This is a genomic window from Paenibacillus woosongensis (assembly GCF_030122845.1).
GTDB lineage: Bacteria > Bacillota > Bacilli > Paenibacillales > Paenibacillaceae > Fontibacillus > Fontibacillus woosongensis_A.
Window position 1 is genome coordinate 110,705 of sequence record NZ_CP126084.1, and the last position, 15,360, is coordinate 126,064.

At 51.7% G+C, this 15,360-nt stretch carries 13 protein-coding genes and 1 riboswitch; of the genes, 6 read left to right on the forward strand and 7 right to left on the reverse strand.

All coding sequences use genetic code 11. The features are described 5' to 3' along the window. Positions 1-159: 159 nt before the first annotated feature. The 3 genes from QNH46_RS00510 to QNH46_RS00520 form a co-directional block, all read right to left on the reverse strand. Positions 160-651 (reverse strand): C40 family peptidase, encoded by a 492-nt coding sequence (locus tag QNH46_RS00510; protein ID WP_283926475.1) that lies wholly within the window; start codon positions 649-651, stop codon positions 160-162. A gap of 5 nt (positions 652-656) precedes the next feature. Continuing rightward, a riboswitch (cyclic di-AMP (ydaO/yuaA leader) is annotated at positions 657-794 on the reverse strand. 220 nt (positions 795-1,014) lie between these two features. Beyond that, positions 1,015-1,839, reverse strand: a complete 825-nt coding sequence (locus tag QNH46_RS00515; RefSeq protein WP_283926476.1) for a hypothetical protein — start codon at positions 1,837-1,839, stop codon at positions 1,015-1,017. 205 nt (positions 1,840-2,044) lie between these two features. Further along, a complete protein-coding gene (locus tag QNH46_RS00520; protein WP_283926477.1) occupies positions 2,045-4,030 on the reverse strand; it encodes a M1 family metallopeptidase in 1,986 nt (661 codons plus the stop codon). Between the two features lie 198 nt (positions 4,031-4,228). Here QNH46_RS00520 and QNH46_RS00525 point away from each other — a divergent pair, with 198 nt between their 5' ends. Next, positions 4,229-4,762, forward strand: coding sequence for a YwhD family protein (locus QNH46_RS00525; RefSeq protein WP_283926478.1), 534 nt, complete (start codon positions 4,229-4,231; stop codon positions 4,760-4,762). A 224-nt stretch (positions 4,763-4,986) separates the two neighbouring features. Here QNH46_RS00525 and QNH46_RS00530 read toward each other — a convergent pair whose 3' ends face one another. The 3 genes from QNH46_RS00530 to QNH46_RS00540 all read right to left on the reverse strand — a co-directional run bounded on the left by QNH46_RS00530 (position 4,987) and on the right by QNH46_RS00540 (position 8,443). Then, entirely contained in the window at positions 4,987-5,370 is a 384-nt protein-coding gene (locus QNH46_RS00530; protein WP_283926479.1) for an ArsR/SmtB family transcription factor, read from the reverse strand. Positions 5,371-5,632: 262 nt separating this feature from the next. Further along, positions 5,633-6,301: a DNA-3-methyladenine glycosylase gene (locus QNH46_RS00535; RefSeq protein ID WP_430691867.1), complete on the reverse strand. Its 669-nt coding sequence runs from the start codon at positions 6,299-6,301 to the stop codon at positions 5,633-5,635. Positions 6,302-6,388: 87 nt separating this feature from the next. Next, positions 6,389-8,443 (reverse strand): transglycosylase domain-containing protein, encoded by a 2,055-nt coding sequence (locus tag QNH46_RS00540; protein WP_283926480.1) that lies wholly within the window; start codon positions 8,441-8,443, stop codon positions 6,389-6,391. Between the two features lie 280 nt (positions 8,444-8,723). Here QNH46_RS00540 and speE point away from each other — a divergent pair, with 280 nt between their 5' ends. The 5 genes from speE (at position 8,724) to argS (ending at position 13,970) form a co-directional block, all read left to right on the forward strand. Continuing rightward, positions 8,724-9,551 carry a polyamine aminopropyltransferase gene (gene speE / locus QNH46_RS00545; RefSeq protein ID WP_155613498.1) on the forward strand — a complete coding sequence of 276 codons (828 nt, stop codon included), beginning with the start codon at positions 8,724-8,726 and terminating at the stop codon, positions 9,549-9,551. 14 nt (positions 9,552-9,565) lie between these two features. Further along, positions 9,566-10,435: an agmatinase gene (gene speB, locus QNH46_RS00550; protein WP_283926481.1), complete on the forward strand. Its 870-nt coding sequence runs from the start codon at positions 9,566-9,568 to the stop codon at positions 10,433-10,435. 233 nt (positions 10,436-10,668) lie between these two features. Then, positions 10,669-11,679, forward strand: coding sequence for a hypothetical protein (locus tag QNH46_RS00555; protein WP_283926482.1), 1,011 nt, complete (start codon positions 10,669-10,671; stop codon positions 11,677-11,679). A 190-nt stretch (positions 11,680-11,869) separates the two neighbouring features. Continuing rightward, complete coding sequence (locus tag QNH46_RS00560; RefSeq protein WP_244996899.1) at positions 11,870-12,289, forward strand: YwiB family protein; 420 nt, start codon at positions 11,870-11,872, stop codon at positions 12,287-12,289. A gap of 1 nt (position 12,290) precedes the next feature. Continuing rightward, positions 12,291-13,970, forward strand: a complete 1,680-nt coding sequence (argS, locus tag QNH46_RS00565) for an arginine--tRNA ligase (protein ID WP_283926483.1) — start codon at positions 12,291-12,293, stop codon at positions 13,968-13,970. Positions 13,971-14,200: 230 nt separating this feature from the next. Here the strand turns inward: argS and QNH46_RS00570 are convergent, their stop codons facing one another. Further along, positions 14,201-15,352, reverse strand: a complete 1,152-nt coding sequence (locus QNH46_RS00570; protein ID WP_283926484.1) for a S8 family peptidase — start codon at positions 15,350-15,352, stop codon at positions 14,201-14,203. Positions 15,353-15,360: the final 8 nt, after the last annotated feature.

The following is a 15,360-nucleotide window of genomic DNA, read 5'->3' on the forward strand; positions in this document are numbered from 1 at the left end:
AGATTGTAACTTATCACTTTGGTTATTCTAACAAAAACGGCCATCTTTTGCAAGAAAGGCTCTGCTGCAGTATGTTGGTAAAGTTATCCTGTGCCATTTAGGAATAAAAAAAACCTGTAGGTGGGTTCGGCAAGAACCGTTACAGGTTTTCTGGACGTATTATTCTACATCGTCATGATCGTGGCTATCCACTGCAACCTCTTCGTACTTGTCTGTACTCAGGATGCGTTTGGCACCGACATAACGTTTGACATAATAATCTTCGCTTAATTTGCTGATGATTACGCCTTTCTTCGTTGAAGCGTGAGCGAAGCTCTCGCCATCAACCATAACACCAACGTGGGATATTCCATTACCGGAAGTGTTGAAGAATACGAGATCTCCAGCCTTCAGCTCATCCTTCTTGACAGCTGTTCCCATGTTGTATTGGGATGCTGATGTGCGAGGAAGCTTGATATCAAGGCTCTTGAAAACGTAAGAGGTAAATCCGGAACAATCAAAGCCGTCGGTGCTCGTACCGCCAGATACATATTTCGTGCCCAGTGCGGACTCGATGGTTGAATCCAGTTTAGAGTCTGCGAAAGCGCTGCCAGCCCCTAAGGTGAACAGGATGGACAAACTTACAGCAGCTACAGCCAACTTTTTCTTCAAAGAAGTTATGCTCCTTCCAATGCCTACGAGGTTAGCTTAAGGATTCGGTTTGAAGGTCCCCTATGATCCCTCTGAAGCGAGATCAATTCACCCAAAGTGGTTCCCCCGTTTCCCCGGTGACGGGAATTCGGCTGTGATTTTAACACCCTTTGTAACTTATTCGACAATGCTGTCTGCATCTTTGTGAATTATGACAGAAATGATTACAAATCTGTTACTTAAAAAGTACTGTTGTTATTGTAACAAGGCAGGGATCATTTGGCAATGGTTAAATTGCGAGAATTATATAGCAAGCATAGAATAAGGCCCCCGCGATTGCGCGGAGGCCTTGTGGCTCTAAGGAGGAAAGAAGATGAAGAAATTTTAACTTTTTTGTTGCCATAGACAATATAGCGAGGATATTTTCCATATTTTGAAAAAACTGCGGAAGAATGGGTATGCTTGCTGCAAAATAAGGGCCAGCAGACCCGTCCAGATCCAGGATACTGTACCGAATAAGATAAATATGATAGAGCAAGTGGCTGCGAGAATAAAGGAGATGCCAAGTCCGGGAAGAAGATGCTTCCAGCAAAGGAGCAGGGACGGCCAGGCATTGCCTCTAAATAAGTAGCCGAATTGCAGGAACAGCACCGTCTGGCGGATGAACCAGCTATAGCAGAGCCAGCCGACAGCATAAAGCATAGCGATGAGGGCAGCTGAGATGTGGCTGCCGTTTCCCTGGAGAATGGGAGACAGGGATGCGTAAGCTTTGGGCAAGAGCCACAGCATCGGGATTAGAATCAACATTAGCTCTATGAAGTAGAACAGCGTCACAGGTTTCCAAAATTTCTGCATGCCCCGGAAAAGCGGGAGGCCAGGCGCCCGTTCCTCCCCAGGAAGCAGTCCATACAAGATTCCCGCTTGAACAAGTGGAGTGAGCAGCAGGCGAAGCAAAACCATGCCGATGACTATCCATAAGTAATGATGAACCTCGGGAATTTGCCAAAATCTATTCTGCCCCTCGATGACAAACAGAATCCGGCTTAGATCGTGGGGGGGAGGGTCAGGGTAGCGGTGCAGCACCTGCACCACGGCCGTATTGACCAGCCGATATAGAAATACTCCCCACAGCAGTTGATATAGGAACAGAATGATGACGGAGGGGAACTGTCTTTTGACGCTGCTCCACCCATTGCGAATATAGGGCATGGTATTCCCTCCTCAAAGTTTTGTGAGCAACACTGCTCCGAATAGGCATCGAACAAAACTTGCATCGGAAGCATAGACCTAAGTTTTGTGAGCAACACTGCTCCGAATAGGCATCGAACAAAACTTGCATCGGAAGCGTAAACCTAAGTTTTGTGAGCAACACTGCTCCGAATAGGCATCGAACAAAACTTGCATCGTAAGCTGCTTACCATAGGAATGAGCTGGTCAGCATTTCGAGCAGCTTCGTTACGGTGACATTGGCGCGTGTGCTGACCTTCTCGTCCAGGCTGGCTTTAAAGTAGTTATTAATATGTTTGTTCTCCAGCACCAGCGTGTAATCCGGGTCGAGCATGGCCCAGGCGAGGGGTTCCCTGTAGGATAATTTCAATTGGGAACGCTCTTCCTTCCCGTCTAGTACCTTCCGTACGGTATGCCCGTCTTGGAAGGTGAAGAGGATCGGCACCTTCGCATAGGTTCCGCCCTTGCGGGCGATGTCTACGACGGCCTCGTACAGAGCATTGCTGTCCTGCCGGACCTGATAGATATCGATGTTCTCTATGGCATAGTCCGCCATTTTTCCATCATATACATACTGGTTAAAATAATTTTTCCAGGAGCGTCCCGTCGTTTGCTCAAGCACCCGCTGAAAATCCGCCGTGGTCGGATGCTTGAACCGATATTTACGCGCATAGAGGGACAGCGCCCGATTCATGGCTTTGTTGCCGATCTGCCGCTCGATGTCCAGAAGAACGAGTTTGCCGCGGTGATAGACATTCCTAGCGTAAGTATCCGCTGTGCCGAACTCCCAGGAAGGCAGAGTCAACGGCTTGGGGTCGGGGATCAATGCAGCTTGAATCGGCAGGCTGGTCGTGATCCCAAACTCCTGCTCCATCAGGCGGTCCTCGGCATAGGAAGTGAAGGCCTCGTCCAGCCAGGCTTCTTCAAATTCATTACTGGCCACCATTCCATAAAAAAATTGATGCCCGATTTCATGGATGACCGTGCGCTCCAGCTCGTCATAGCCCGGGGAGTCGCCAGTCGCCCCGAACGCCGTAATCAGGGTCGGATACTCCATTCCCCCTGCACCATTCCCGTCAGCCGGGGGTACAACGATAGATAAAGTGGAGTAGGGGTAGCTTCCATACCATTTGCTGAAATTGGATAATGCAACCTTAGCGGCATAGAAGTAACGATCCTTCAAGTCCTTGTGGATTGGATCGAGATACAGCTTGATCCGCACCCCTGGCACCTCCTCCGAAGAGAACGGCTCTTCGGCGTAGATGAAGCTTGGCGAAGCGGCCCAGGCGAAATCATGCACATCATCCGCGTAATACTGGACGATTTTGCGTTCGCCCCGCTGTATCGCAGGTTTGGTCGGAAATCCAGTAGCAGCTACCTTATACTCGCTGGGAACGTCGATATTCACGCTGTAAATGCCAAAATCGGAATAGAACTCCGAATTCCCGTGATACTGGTGCAGGTTCCAGCCCTCCGTGCTTCTTCCCCTTCTTGAGACAGGTTCGTATACGCACAGTTTGGGGAACCATTGTCCGGCCATCACAAAGTCACCGGCGGTGCCCATTCGCGCAAAAACTTTAGGAAGCTTCACGGTGAAACTCATCTTGAGCGTAATGGTCTCGCCGCCTTGCACCGACATGGGCAGACGCACTTTGGCAAGCGTCCTGTCCTTGGTGTTGCCGTCATCGGGCTGGACATACTGAATTCGGTGCAGGAGGGAAATGCCGTCCATCGTCCGGATATCGGTCAGCTCGATGGAGCCCCAGCCATCCTTCGGCATAACATCTCCACGCAGGCGTCCTCCGGATTCCTTCATAAATGTAGTTTCTGAGGAAGCGAAGGCATTGGGATATAGATGAAAGTAGAGCTCGTTCACCGTTTTTTTCCCGGGATGGGTCCAGGATAGCGTCTGGGTGCCAGTCAGCGTTCGCTCCTGTTCATTCAGCTTGACGTCAATATGGTATTCTGTAACCCGGTTGCTGAGTATTTCTGCTGTCGGCTGCTGTATACTCTCCTGCGGGGGAGAAGAGGCTTTCACTGAGGCGGTCTTGCTCTGCTGCGGGGCAAATGAGGGGGCGTCCGTGTGGTCGTCATGAAGCATGTACATGATGGAACCGCCTAAAAGACACAAGGTAAGAATAGCCATACTAATTATTATCGATCGACGGGTCATACCATGGATACCTCCTGTTGACAAGCATCTACAGCATGTATATGTTTGCATTTGGGAGATTATTAGCTAAAATAAAATTAATGTGTACGTCGGCTGAACAAGCATTCTCTATAGGGAAAGAAAACATGCAGAAACTGCCTTCGGCGAACGCTGCTCAGGTTCTGATCAAGCGACCGCTCAAGCCAGGTGGAGGGAATTATGGATAATAAAGATAAAGATACTTCACAGAAGACGGGCAAGAAGATATTCGCCTTAAATATTATTAGTAACGATGACAAAAGCAAGCATAAAGGATTCGGTGCAGGCTCCATCGATTTGAACAGCATGTCGCCGGTCATCATCGACGGGAACGAAGCTTACATCGATATCGGCGCCATGCATGCCAAGAGTAAGGTGGAGAAGGGCATCAAGTTCTCGACGAATAAGGAGGACGTTCCTAACGGACGCCAAGTATGGATCGTATGGGTAGCCGTGGACCGGACGCTGGAGCTGGGGCAATTTTACGGCGGGATGACCGCCTGTGAAATGCTGATCGATACGGAAGCGCGCCGCGGATGGAAGATTCTCGCCGATCATGTCAACAAGATGGACTATGCTCTAAAGCGCAGAGTCATTTTGGATGGGCTGGGGGCGGAGGAAAAGGCCGCCCTGAAGAAGCTGCTCATAGAAACCAACGAAGAATGGTGGGAGAAGTCTTCAGACGAGCTGAAGGCAGCTCTGGAGACGGAATAGAAGCGAATTCCATATTCAAAACAGCAATCCATCGAGATTGTCATATAAATAAGCACGCGCCAGCTCAGGGGGGATCCTCAGCCGGATGCGTGCTTATTTGATTTCTGAAGGTGATGATGCCGGCTTTATATCGGAAGATGGTGATCCTAAGGGTCAGCAGCCAGCGCGGGCACAGGCGCAGGACAGGGCCCTGAGTCATGGCATAGCCTTAGGCAGTGGAGGACTTACTCTTGGCAATGTTTCTCCTTCTGATGCTCCAGCGTCATCGTAATCAACGTTTGGATATGATGATCCTTCAGAGAATAGAACACGTTCTTGCCTTCTTTGCGTGAATTCGTAATGTCCATTTGCTTTAATAAACGTAAATGATGGGAGGCCGTAGCGACGGAGCTGTCCAGGATCAAAGCGACATCGCGAACGCATAGCTCCTCCCTCTGCTGCAGCAAATAGGCGATCTTCATCCGGTTGGGATCGGACAGCGCCTTGAACATCTGTGTCATGCCGAGGATATCTTCTTCATTGAGGCTGCTGCCAAGTTCATCTGTAATGCCGCTGTATAGGTGGGATTGTTCGCGAACTTCAGCTTGGACTAGAATCGGACTTGTCATATGTAAGGAACCTCCTATTGCTTTAAGAAGAACATTCAAGTGTTTGTTTGATTGTTGTGTATATTGTATTCCTGCTGCCCATTATAATCAAATGTCCGCTTGAATGTACGGACGAGCACTGAACTAAACAAATGCAAAAAAAGCGCCAAATAGGCGCTTCAGCAGATGCTTCAACAAAAGTTGAACTGTCTTGGAACAGGGATTGGAGAAACCGCTAGAAAATCAATTTTGCACAAACGCAGGTAGTTTGGGTCGCCGTTGTTCAGAACTCTTGAAACACGTTCATGTTCTTATCAAGCAGAGGAACATAAGGATTATCCCGCAGGAAAAAACGCCATGGCTTAGCAGCATACTCCTGTGCATACGCGATATTAATACGCGGCGACTGCATGATGGTCTCCTTCCGCAGCGGTCTGCCCGCCTCAATCCATAACGGGCCGCCCTGCTCCAGCAGAGATTGGCCATTTAGCGATTTATCGATGCGAAGTCCGCGGCACAGCTTGCCTGGACCTCCGGATAAAACAACAGGCTTCCTGGCTGCCGCGCCCCTATATTTACGCATTAGAGCTTCATCCTCCGCTGTCAGAGGCTCAACAGCCCGGATCAATACGGCTTGCGGATCATCGACGGCACCGGTAACGACGTTCAGGCAATGATACATTCCATAGATTAGATAAATGTAGGCTGTTCCGCCCCGGCCGAACATGATCTCCGTTCTAGCGGTTCTTCGCCCGCCGTAAGCGTGGCTTCCCTTATCCTCTATGCCGCCATAGCTTTCCGTCTCGACGATGCGGGAGCGGATATCTCCGTCCTCGGTTCGGCGGACGAGCGTATGCCCGATTAGCCGGGGAGCCGCTTCCAGAGCCGTCGTGTCGTAGAATGCAGGAGGCAGTGTCATACCTTCCGGATATGGGGTTAACGGTAAGCTCATGTTAAGAGATCTCCTTTTCTGTACATCATTCATGCGTCCTATGCGTGCCGAATGAGGATATCTCACATGTTACAGCATGCCTTGCGCCTAGTCCATCCACCAGCGTTTTAGATCGCTCCACCAGGAGCGGCTCTGTGTTTTTTCTTCGACGGGCAGCGGTTCAGGCTCTTTATCCCCGTGAACGTCACACGTCTCAGTCGGCTCTGTGCCCTCAATAAATACCTCGAGCTTTTTGCCGGGGCAATCCTCCGTCGCAAGCTTCCCTGTCGCGGGATCGAGATATACGCTGACGACCCCGTCGGGAATCGGAAAAATTTTGGGCGGTACTTTTTCCAGGGCCTTCTCTGTATATTTGGCGAATATAGGGGCCGCCTTGCGTGATTCAGCCGTACCTAGCATCTTCCCCTTGTCATATCCAACCCAGACGGCCGTAGACAGCTCTGGTGTGAATCCCACCAGCCAGGCATCGGTGCTTGTCGTGCCTGTCTTGCCGGCAACCGGACGCTTGATGTCCGCCGACACCCGGTTTCCGGTTCCCCCAGCTTCGAATACACTCTCCAGCAAATGGGTCAGCACGTAAGCTGCGGCAGGCTCGACAACTTGCTCGGGGGCAGCGGAGGGAGCTTCATATAATATGTGGCCCTCATCGTCGGTAATTTTCAGCACGGCAACCGGTTTGACCTGTTTGCCTTGGTTGCTGATTACCCCAAACGCCGTAGCCATCTCAAACGGACTAACCGGCGACGTACCCAGCGCCAGGGAAGGCACCGCATTCAGCGGACTGGTAATCCCCATCTTCCGGCCGAGCTCGATGACCTGATCGGCACCAACCGTCAGGATTGTATTGACCGCATAAATATTGTCCGAGGCGGCAATGGCCTGGCGCATATCGATTTCCCCCAAGTATTTGTCGCCGAAGTTTTTGGGGCTGTACGTTTTCCGGTTGTTATCATAATGAAACAAGGTCGGCTGGCTGGAGAATTTGCTGGCACTTGTCATCTTGCGGGAAGACAGTGCGGACAAGTACATAATCGGCTTGAAGGTTGAGCCGGGCTGACGGGTCGTCGCAAAGACATGGTTGTACTGGCTCCGTACGTAGTTCACGCCGCCGACGAGTGCTTTGATATGGCCGCTGCGCGGGTCGATGGAGATCAGGGCTGCCTCCAGATCGGGCGAGTCCTTCAGCTCGCTTGCCACGGCAAGCTCGGCCGCCTTTTGCGTATCCATATCCAAGGTGGTGTATATTTTGAGTCCGCCGTTCTCCAGCAGGCTCTCATCGATCCCAAGCTCGTTGATGATCACATTTCGGACGTAGTCGCGAAAATATGGAGCCTGATCTCCAGTCGTCCGCAGCTTCGGAGATTGGAACTGGAGGATTTCCTCATAGGCTTTTTCCGCCTGAAGCCCGGTGATGCTTCCCGTTTCCACCATGGCATTTAAGACGAGACGCTGGCGGTCCTTTGCATTCTTCATCTGATTGAAAGGGGAGTAATAAGTAGGCCCCTTCGGCACACCGGCCAGCATGGCGCTTTCGGCCAGGCTGAGCTGTTCCGCGGATTTGCCGAAATACATTTGGGCTGCCGCCTCGATGCCATAAGCGCCGTGGCCGTAGTAAATTTCGTTAAGATACATTTGCAGGATTTCATCTTTACCCAGCTTCATTTCCAGCTGTGCAGTGTACATCGCCTCCTTCAGTTTTCGCGACCATGTACGCTCATGCGATAAATACAGGTTTCGCGCGAGCTGCTGCGTCAACGTGCTGGCTCCCTGTACTTTGTTCATCTCCTTGAGATTGACGAGAACCGCCCGGGCCATGCCTTTGAGATCAAAGCCGAAATGATCATAGAACTGCCGGTCTTCTACAGCGAGCGTCGCTTGAATAAGATATGGTGAAATATGATTTAGCGCAACGTTGGAACGGCTCCGGTCGGAGCTGGAGAAGACGGCGATAGCCTCGCCCTGGCGGCTGAGGAGCTGTGAATGCCGATCGGAGTATGCGAGCGGCAGATCCGCTTGATATAAATAGAAGATAAGCGCTCCGGAGGCGATCAGCATGGTAACGCCACAGGCCAGGAAACATTTGAATATAAGGAATCTTCTGCGGTGCGAGCCCCGTCTGCTGCTGCGGACAAGTCTTTGCATAGCTTGCAATCGCCTCCAACCTCCGAATTTCCGCTCTTGATGCGGCTACTGTTCAGTATGGGAAAGTTTGGGGGAGATATTCATGGCGGAGGCATGGGGAAGATCGATTTTACGGATTTCCATAAATAGTTGCATTTTCACCTTGTTTTAATATAATCAAATTTGTTTGGTACAATAGGAAGAGAAACTTTGCGAGAAGTGAATCTGGACAGCCCCCGGCCTCCGGTAAGGGTTAATATGACGGCTAAACACTATTCTAACGGGAAAGAAGGGTTATACGATGGAATTGTGGTTTACGGAGAAACAGACGCCCGTCTTTGGCATTACGGCAAAAATTCGGGAAACATTGGTGAGAGAGCAGACGGATTTTCAAGATTTGGCGATCATTGATACCGAAGAGTTTGGACGAATGCTGGTGCTTGACGATATGGTCATGACGACGGTGAAGGATGAATTTGTATACCATGAGATGGTAGCTCATCCGGCGTTGTTTACGCACCCGGATCCGAAGCATGTGCTTGTTGTCGGTGGCGGTGACGGAGGCGTTATACGCGAAATTATGAAGCACCCTAAGGTGGAGAAGGCTGTTCTTGTTGATATTGACGGGAAGGTCATTGAATATTCGAAAAAATATTTGCCGGAAATCGCTTGTGAGTTGGATAACCCGCGCGTTGAGGTTCAAGTAAATGACGGCTATATGCATATTATTCAGAGCAAGAATAAATACGACGTGATTATGGTGGACTCCACGGAGCCTGTAGGCCCGGCAGCCCCATTGTTCGAGCGCGGCTTCTATCAAGGGATCTACGAGGCGCTCAAGGACGACGGCATTTTCGTAGCTCAAACCGATAATCCTTGGTTCAAAGCGGATTTGATTCAAAAGGTGAATAAAGACGTCAAGGAAATTTTCCCGATCGTCCGGGTATACGGCGCTAACATCCCTACGTATCCGAGCGGTCTGTGGACCTTTACGATGGGCAGCAAAACCCATGATCCGCTTCAAGTAGATGAGACCCAAATCCCGGAGATCGATACGAAGTATTACTCACCGCGTCTGCACAAAGCTGCATTCGTGCTGCCTAAGTTCGTAGAAGATCTCGTGAAATAAGGGGGCGTGCGGCAATGAAATTGGATCAGGCTTATTCGGGCAACGTATTTATTTGCAGCTCCGAGTCGTATGAGGATGCCAAAGCGGTCATCTACGGGATGCCGATGGATTATACCGTCAGCTATCGTCCGGGCTCGCGGTTTGGCCCTGCGCGCATTCGCCAGGCATCGGTTGGTCTGGAGGAGTACAGCCCGTATTTGGATAAGAGCATTCTAGACGCTGCTTATTTCGATGCGGGGGATTTGCTGCTGCCTTTCGGCAATGCGGCCCGCAGTCTTGACGTGATTGGCGACTATGTTCGCGGTTTGCTAAAAGACGATAAATTCCCGATCGGACTAGGCGGAGAGCATTTGGTCAGCTGGCCGGTCATTCAGGCGATGCATGAGAAGTATCCTGATTTGGCTGTCATTCATATTGATGCTCACGCCGATCTTCGTGATCAATATGAAGGCGAGCCGCTGTCCCACTCTACGCCGATTCGCAAAGCGGCTGAATTGATGGGCGGCAAGAACATTTATCAATTCGGAATCCGTTCCGGATCGAAGGAAGAATTCCTTTACGGACGCCAGAATATTAACTTCCATCCATTCGAGGTAGCCGCGCCGCTGAAGACCGAGCTTCCGAAAATGGGCTCGCGTCCGGTGTATGTAACGATCGATATCGACGTGCTCGATCCGTCCTGCGCCCCGGGTACAGGGACGGCCGAAGCGGGGGGGATTACCTCGAAGGAGCTGCTTGAAGCGGTTCATTTGATCGCTAGATCCGACGTGAACGTCGTGGGCTGCGATCTTGTAGAGGTCGCTCCGATTTATGACCCGACCGAGCAGACGCAAATCGTGGCCGCCAAGCTCATTCGCGAAATGCTGCTGGGCTTTGTGAAGTAGTTTTAAATGGCTTATTTATTGTTTAAATTCAAATGATGGAAATACCCTGCAGCGCAAATGGCTGCGGGGTATTTTTGTGCTTTGACCGGCGTTTGTCCCAGTGTATGCCCTTGGAACTATTTTGCATATCCAGTGAGAAATTTTGGCAACCTTTACCCAGTTTATGCGTCTAATCACATGGTATTTGAGATATTTACTTAGCACATGAACTGGCAGGCAGTTAAGGAGGAAAGATGAACAAAAAGAGCAATCTAAAGGGCTATTTGTTGGCGGGCGCCTTGGTCGTCTTGGCCGCTGCCCTCATCATTGGTATCGTGAAGCTGCAGGAACGGGATCAAGCGTTGAAGGTTACGGATGCTTCCGCTGCCGGTGTTGCTCTTGACGGGGAGCTGCCGGTAAAGCCAGACCTCGAGGAGCAATCTGACATATCACTGGAACAGGATCAAAATCAGGATCAAGAGGGAGAAGCACTGTCCCCTTACTTGCTGGATCACCTGTCATTCCAGGAGGAAGAGGTAAAATCCGTCTTTGCGGTTTGGAAGGGAACGAAGAAGGAAATACCGCTTGAACGCCAGTATGTGATTTTGCAATCTTTGCGTTTCACAGATATGCAGGCCGCGGCAACGGAGACGGCTTCCCCAACAGGACAGGTCATTATGCAATTTGCGCTTAGCGATCAGAGGATCATTGAATTGCCCTATAATTTGGACAATAACGCATTTGAATCCGCGGGGAAGGCATATTATGCCGATGATCAGGCGCTGCTGCTAATGCATGGTCTGATGCAGCCCGATTCGGAGCTCGGCGTGTTTGATGCCTTTGAGGAAAGGGCACGGTTGGAAGCGGAGAAGCAAGCCGAACTGCGGGAGCCCAAAGGGGTTGAAAGAGAACAGATCGCGGTGGACGGCTTAATCTATTCAGAATGGGAGGAACGGCTGGACACCGAGCCCGCCGACTGGAGTATTCCTTACTACGATAACGCCGTAGGCGAAGTCAAAGAGGTTCGCAAGTACAGTAACGGAATTCTTGAGCTTAACAACAAAATCATCTTCTGCGACGGCTCCCACGAGACGCCCGGCGGAGTGAAGGTAGGGCTGACCGCGGCCGAGGTCGGCAAGAAATTACAAGCAGACCCGATGAAGCTGCCGAGTAAATGGAGCTATAAATCGGGGGATTATTTCCGGTTCCATCTTCATTTCGACGGCTCCAAGGTCAAATATATGGTTCTAAGCCAGCCGCTTTAACTACATCATTTAAATTAGAGACACCGCTCGTGAGAGCGGTGTTTTTCATGTAGAACCGGCGGCGGGGAACTCCCGGCAAATTTGAATGATCGTTTGCTGAAGCTAAAATATTGAATTGCACCGTTGAACTGGATATAGTAGTACAATAAGAAAATGTTGAAGAACAGGCTGAATGGATGGAGAGGATAGGGTGCCGAACTGGAAGCCAGCCGTCATCGTCATTAATAGCCAGCAAGGCGATGAGGCTTCAGAACAGCGTATCAAAGGCGAGACATGGAGCAAGGGCAGCACGCTTTACGTCAGATATGTCGAGCCTGAACCAGGGCCAACGGGCGGTACGACGCGGGCCACGATCAAAATTTCGCAGAACGAGCTCAAAATCATGCGCCACGGGGAGGTGGAATCCGAGCAGACGTTCCAGCAGGGCAAGCGGCTGCCGGGATTCTACAGGTCCCCTTATACGAGGTTTAATTTGTCGACAGATACAAGCAGGTTGAATGCTCGTCTAGAAGGTTCCGGCGGCGTTGTGGCCTGGGAATACGACCTATGGGTTCATGAAGAGATGACCGGACACTTTGTAATCAGTTTACATATACAGGAGGAAGTTTAAGATGACAGTTAATCCCTTGGAACAAATCAATCAGTCCGTGAAGGAAGCGATTCTTAACGCAGTTGTAGCTGCTGGACTCGCAAATCGCGATGAGGTGCCTGCTATCGTATTGGAGGTGCCGAAGGATAAGGCGCACGGGGATCTTGCCACGAACGCTGCTATGCAGCTCACACGGATTGCTAAGAAAAATCCGCGCCAAATCGCGGAAGAAATCGTGAAGAACATCGATTATGAACAAGCTGGTGTCGAGCGGGCGGAAATTGCTGGTCCGGGTTTCATCAACTTTTTCCTTAGCAAAAGCTATCTGTACCCTGTCTTGGAGCAGATCTATGCACAAGGCGAAAAATATGGCCGGGTTCAGCTTGGAGAAGGCAAAAAGGTACAGGTCGAGTTCGTCAGCGCCAATCCGACGGGCAGCCTGCATTTGGGACATGCGCGCGGGGCGGCGGTTGGAGACGCTTTGTGCAACGTGCTTGATTATGCTGGATACGAGGTTACTCGGGAGTACTATATCAACGACGCTGGCAATCAGGTCGTGAACCTCGTGAAATCGATCGAGGCGAGGTACTTGCAGGAGCTTGGCCAGGACGTGGAGATGCCAGAGGACGGATACCACGGCGAAGATATCAAAGGCTTCGCGAAGGAACTGGTTGCCGAGAAGGGAGATGCGTTATTGTCCCTTTCTCCAGACGAAAGAGAGGACTTCCTCCGCAAATACGGATTGGAGAAAGAGCTGGACAAGATCAAGCGCGACCTGAGTCGCTTCCGGGTGGGCTTCGATGTATGGTTTAGCGAGACCTCCCTGTACGTGGACGGACAGGTGGAGAAGTCGCTGGAGGAGCTGCGCTCCAAGGGACAAACATATGAGCTGGACGGTGCGACATGGCTTAAATCCACGGAGTACGGGGACGATAAAGACCGGGTACTTGTGAAGAACGATGGAACCTATACCTATTTGACGCCGGATATCGCTTATCACCGCAACAAATACGACCGCGGCTATGATCGGATGATCAACATTTGGGGCGCCGACCACCACGGTTACATTCCGCGGGTGAAAGCGGCTATGCAGGCCCTTGGCAACGATCCGGACAAGCTGACGGTGTTGATCGCTCAGATGGTTAGCCTGTTCCAGGACGGCGAGAAGGTGAAAATGTCTAAACGGACAGGCAAAGCCGTAACGATGGTCGATTTAATGGATGAAGTCGGCGTTGATGCGATTCGCTATTTCTTTACAATGCGGAGCATGGATTCACATTTGGATTTCGACATGGATCTGGCCATTTCTACATCCAATGAGAACCCGGTTTATTATGTCCAATACGCGCATGCGCGGATCTGCAGCATCTTCCGTCAGGCGGAGGAGCAAGGCATCGTGATTCCTGCCATTCAAGACGTGAAGCTGAGCAAGCTGACCGCTGAGCATGAGTTCGATCTACTGCGCAAAATGGGCGAACTGCCGGAAGAAATCGGCGTAGCGGCCGAGAACTTCGCGCCGCATCGCCTGGTGCGTTATTTGTATGAGCTGGCGGCATTGTTCCACAGCTATTACAAAGCGGAGCGCGTCATTACCGAGGACGCGGAGCAGACCGCTGCGCGGCTGGCGCTGCTTGGCGGCGTGCGGACCGTGCTGGCCAATGTGCTGAAGCTGATCGGCGTATCTGCGCCGGAACGGATGTAGCACAGGCCAGGGTTGTCCGCTACAGCGGCAAACAGCGAGTCGTCGCGCCTGCGCATGGGGCGTAGTGCCATCTGCTGCGCGCCCGCATGCCGGGCCGCCTGGCTCGGGAGCCGTCTTCTTCGCTACTGCGAAGAGGGCGGCTTTTTGCGCGGCGGCTCTCCGCCGTGCGGCGTTCGGCAGGGCTGCGCTCCTCTGCAGCTTGCAGGCCGCCCTGCCGGGTCCTGCTGGCGTCAGCCCTGCCGGCGCCGCGATGTTTTGCCTCGCAGGAGGCGCACTGCGCTAACCTCGCCCGGCCTGGACCGCCCCCGGGGTAGCGACCCAGCCAGCGGACGCGCCGTGCGGCGAAGACGCTGCTTGATCTCGTCCGGTGTAAGATTCGGACGCGCCGCCAGCAGCAAAGCGATAGCGCCGCTGACATGGGACGTCGCCATCGATGTGCCGCTCATTTCGCGATGTCCTCCACCGAGCCAGGAGGACGTGATTTTTTCCCCAGGGGCGTAAATGTCGATATAGGGACCATAATTGCTGAAGGAGGCGACCTTTCCGTCCCGGTTCGTGGCCCCCACGGAAATGGTCTGGGCATATTTTGCCGGATAATCCGCGGTTCGCTGTTTTTTGTCGTTTCCTGAGGAGGCGACAATAACGACGCCCGCTTCATGGGCTTTCCTGACAATATTTTTAAGGGATATGCTTGTCGACTTCATGCCGAAGCTCATGTTGATAATGTGCATACGGTTTCTGATGCACCAGTCAATTCCAAGGATAATATCGGACACGTACGCTGATCCGTTATGATCAAATGCCTTGACAGGATATATTAATGAACGGGGAGCCACGCCAATCATCCCTTGCGCCCCGCCGGCCGCGGCAATCGTTCCGGCAATATGGGTGCCGTGTCCGTTATCGTCATGAGGCAGACTGGCACGGTTCAGCAAATGAATGCCGCGTGCCAGGGAATAACGCAGATCGGGATGGCTGTAATCGGCTCCCGTATCGATGACAGCTATACGGATGCGATGTCCTGTCGAGACAGACCATACTTCAGGTGCTCCAATCCGCTTTACACCCCAAGGGATCTCGGTGGCGCGTTCTTTGGTACGGGAAGCTGGCGAATTAACGCTGATGGTGGAGTCGCTTTCGACATATAGCCCGGGTTCGGAGTCCATTTGGCCGTCCTGAAGACGCAAAGGGCAGAACAGGGCTTGCAGCAGCGGCGATGAACGGATGGACTGCAGGGCGGGATATTTGTGCCGGTACTTGAACCATTGACGGATGAACTCGTAATAGTGGCTTGGCTGCAGAAATCGGACGATATGCCGTCCGCTTTTTCCGGAGGGGTCGATGGAGTCGTTCAAAAAGCGCAGTAATTTGGCGTAATCCATAGATGATA

Coding starts and splice junctions, on each gene's coding strand:
- QNH46_RS00515 (WP_283926476.1), bottom strand. CDS start 1,839: ATGCCCTATATTCGCAATGGGTGGAGCAGCGTCAAAAGACAGTTCCCC.
- QNH46_RS00520 (WP_283926477.1), bottom strand. CDS start 4,030: ATGACCCGTCGATCGATAATAATTAGTATGGCTATTCTTACCTTGTGT.
- QNH46_RS00525 (WP_283926478.1), top strand. CDS start 4,229: ATGGATAATAAAGATAAAGATACTTCACAGAAGACGGGCAAGAAGATA.
- QNH46_RS00530 (WP_283926479.1), bottom strand. CDS start 5,370: ATGACAAGTCCGATTCTAGTCCAAGCTGAAGTTCGCGAACAATCCCAC.
- QNH46_RS00535 (WP_430691867.1), bottom strand. CDS start 6,301: ATGAGCTTACCGTTAACCCCATATCCGGAAGGTATGACACTGCCTCCT.
- QNH46_RS00540 (WP_283926480.1), bottom strand. CDS start 8,443: ATGCAAAGACTTGTCCGCAGCAGCAGACGGGGCTCGCACCGCAGAAGA.
- speE (WP_155613498.1), top strand. CDS start 8,724: ATGGAATTGTGGTTTACGGAGAAACAGACGCCCGTCTTTGGCATTACG.
- speB (WP_283926481.1), top strand. CDS start 9,566: ATGAAATTGGATCAGGCTTATTCGGGCAACGTATTTATTTGCAGCTCC.
- QNH46_RS00555 (WP_283926482.1), top strand. CDS start 10,669: ATGAACAAAAAGAGCAATCTAAAGGGCTATTTGTTGGCGGGCGCCTTG.
- argS (WP_283926483.1), top strand. CDS start 12,291: ATGACAGTTAATCCCTTGGAACAAATCAATCAGTCCGTGAAGGAAGCG.
- QNH46_RS00570 (WP_283926484.1), bottom strand. CDS start 15,352: ATGGATTACGCCAAATTACTGCGCTTTTTGAACGACTCCATCGACCCC.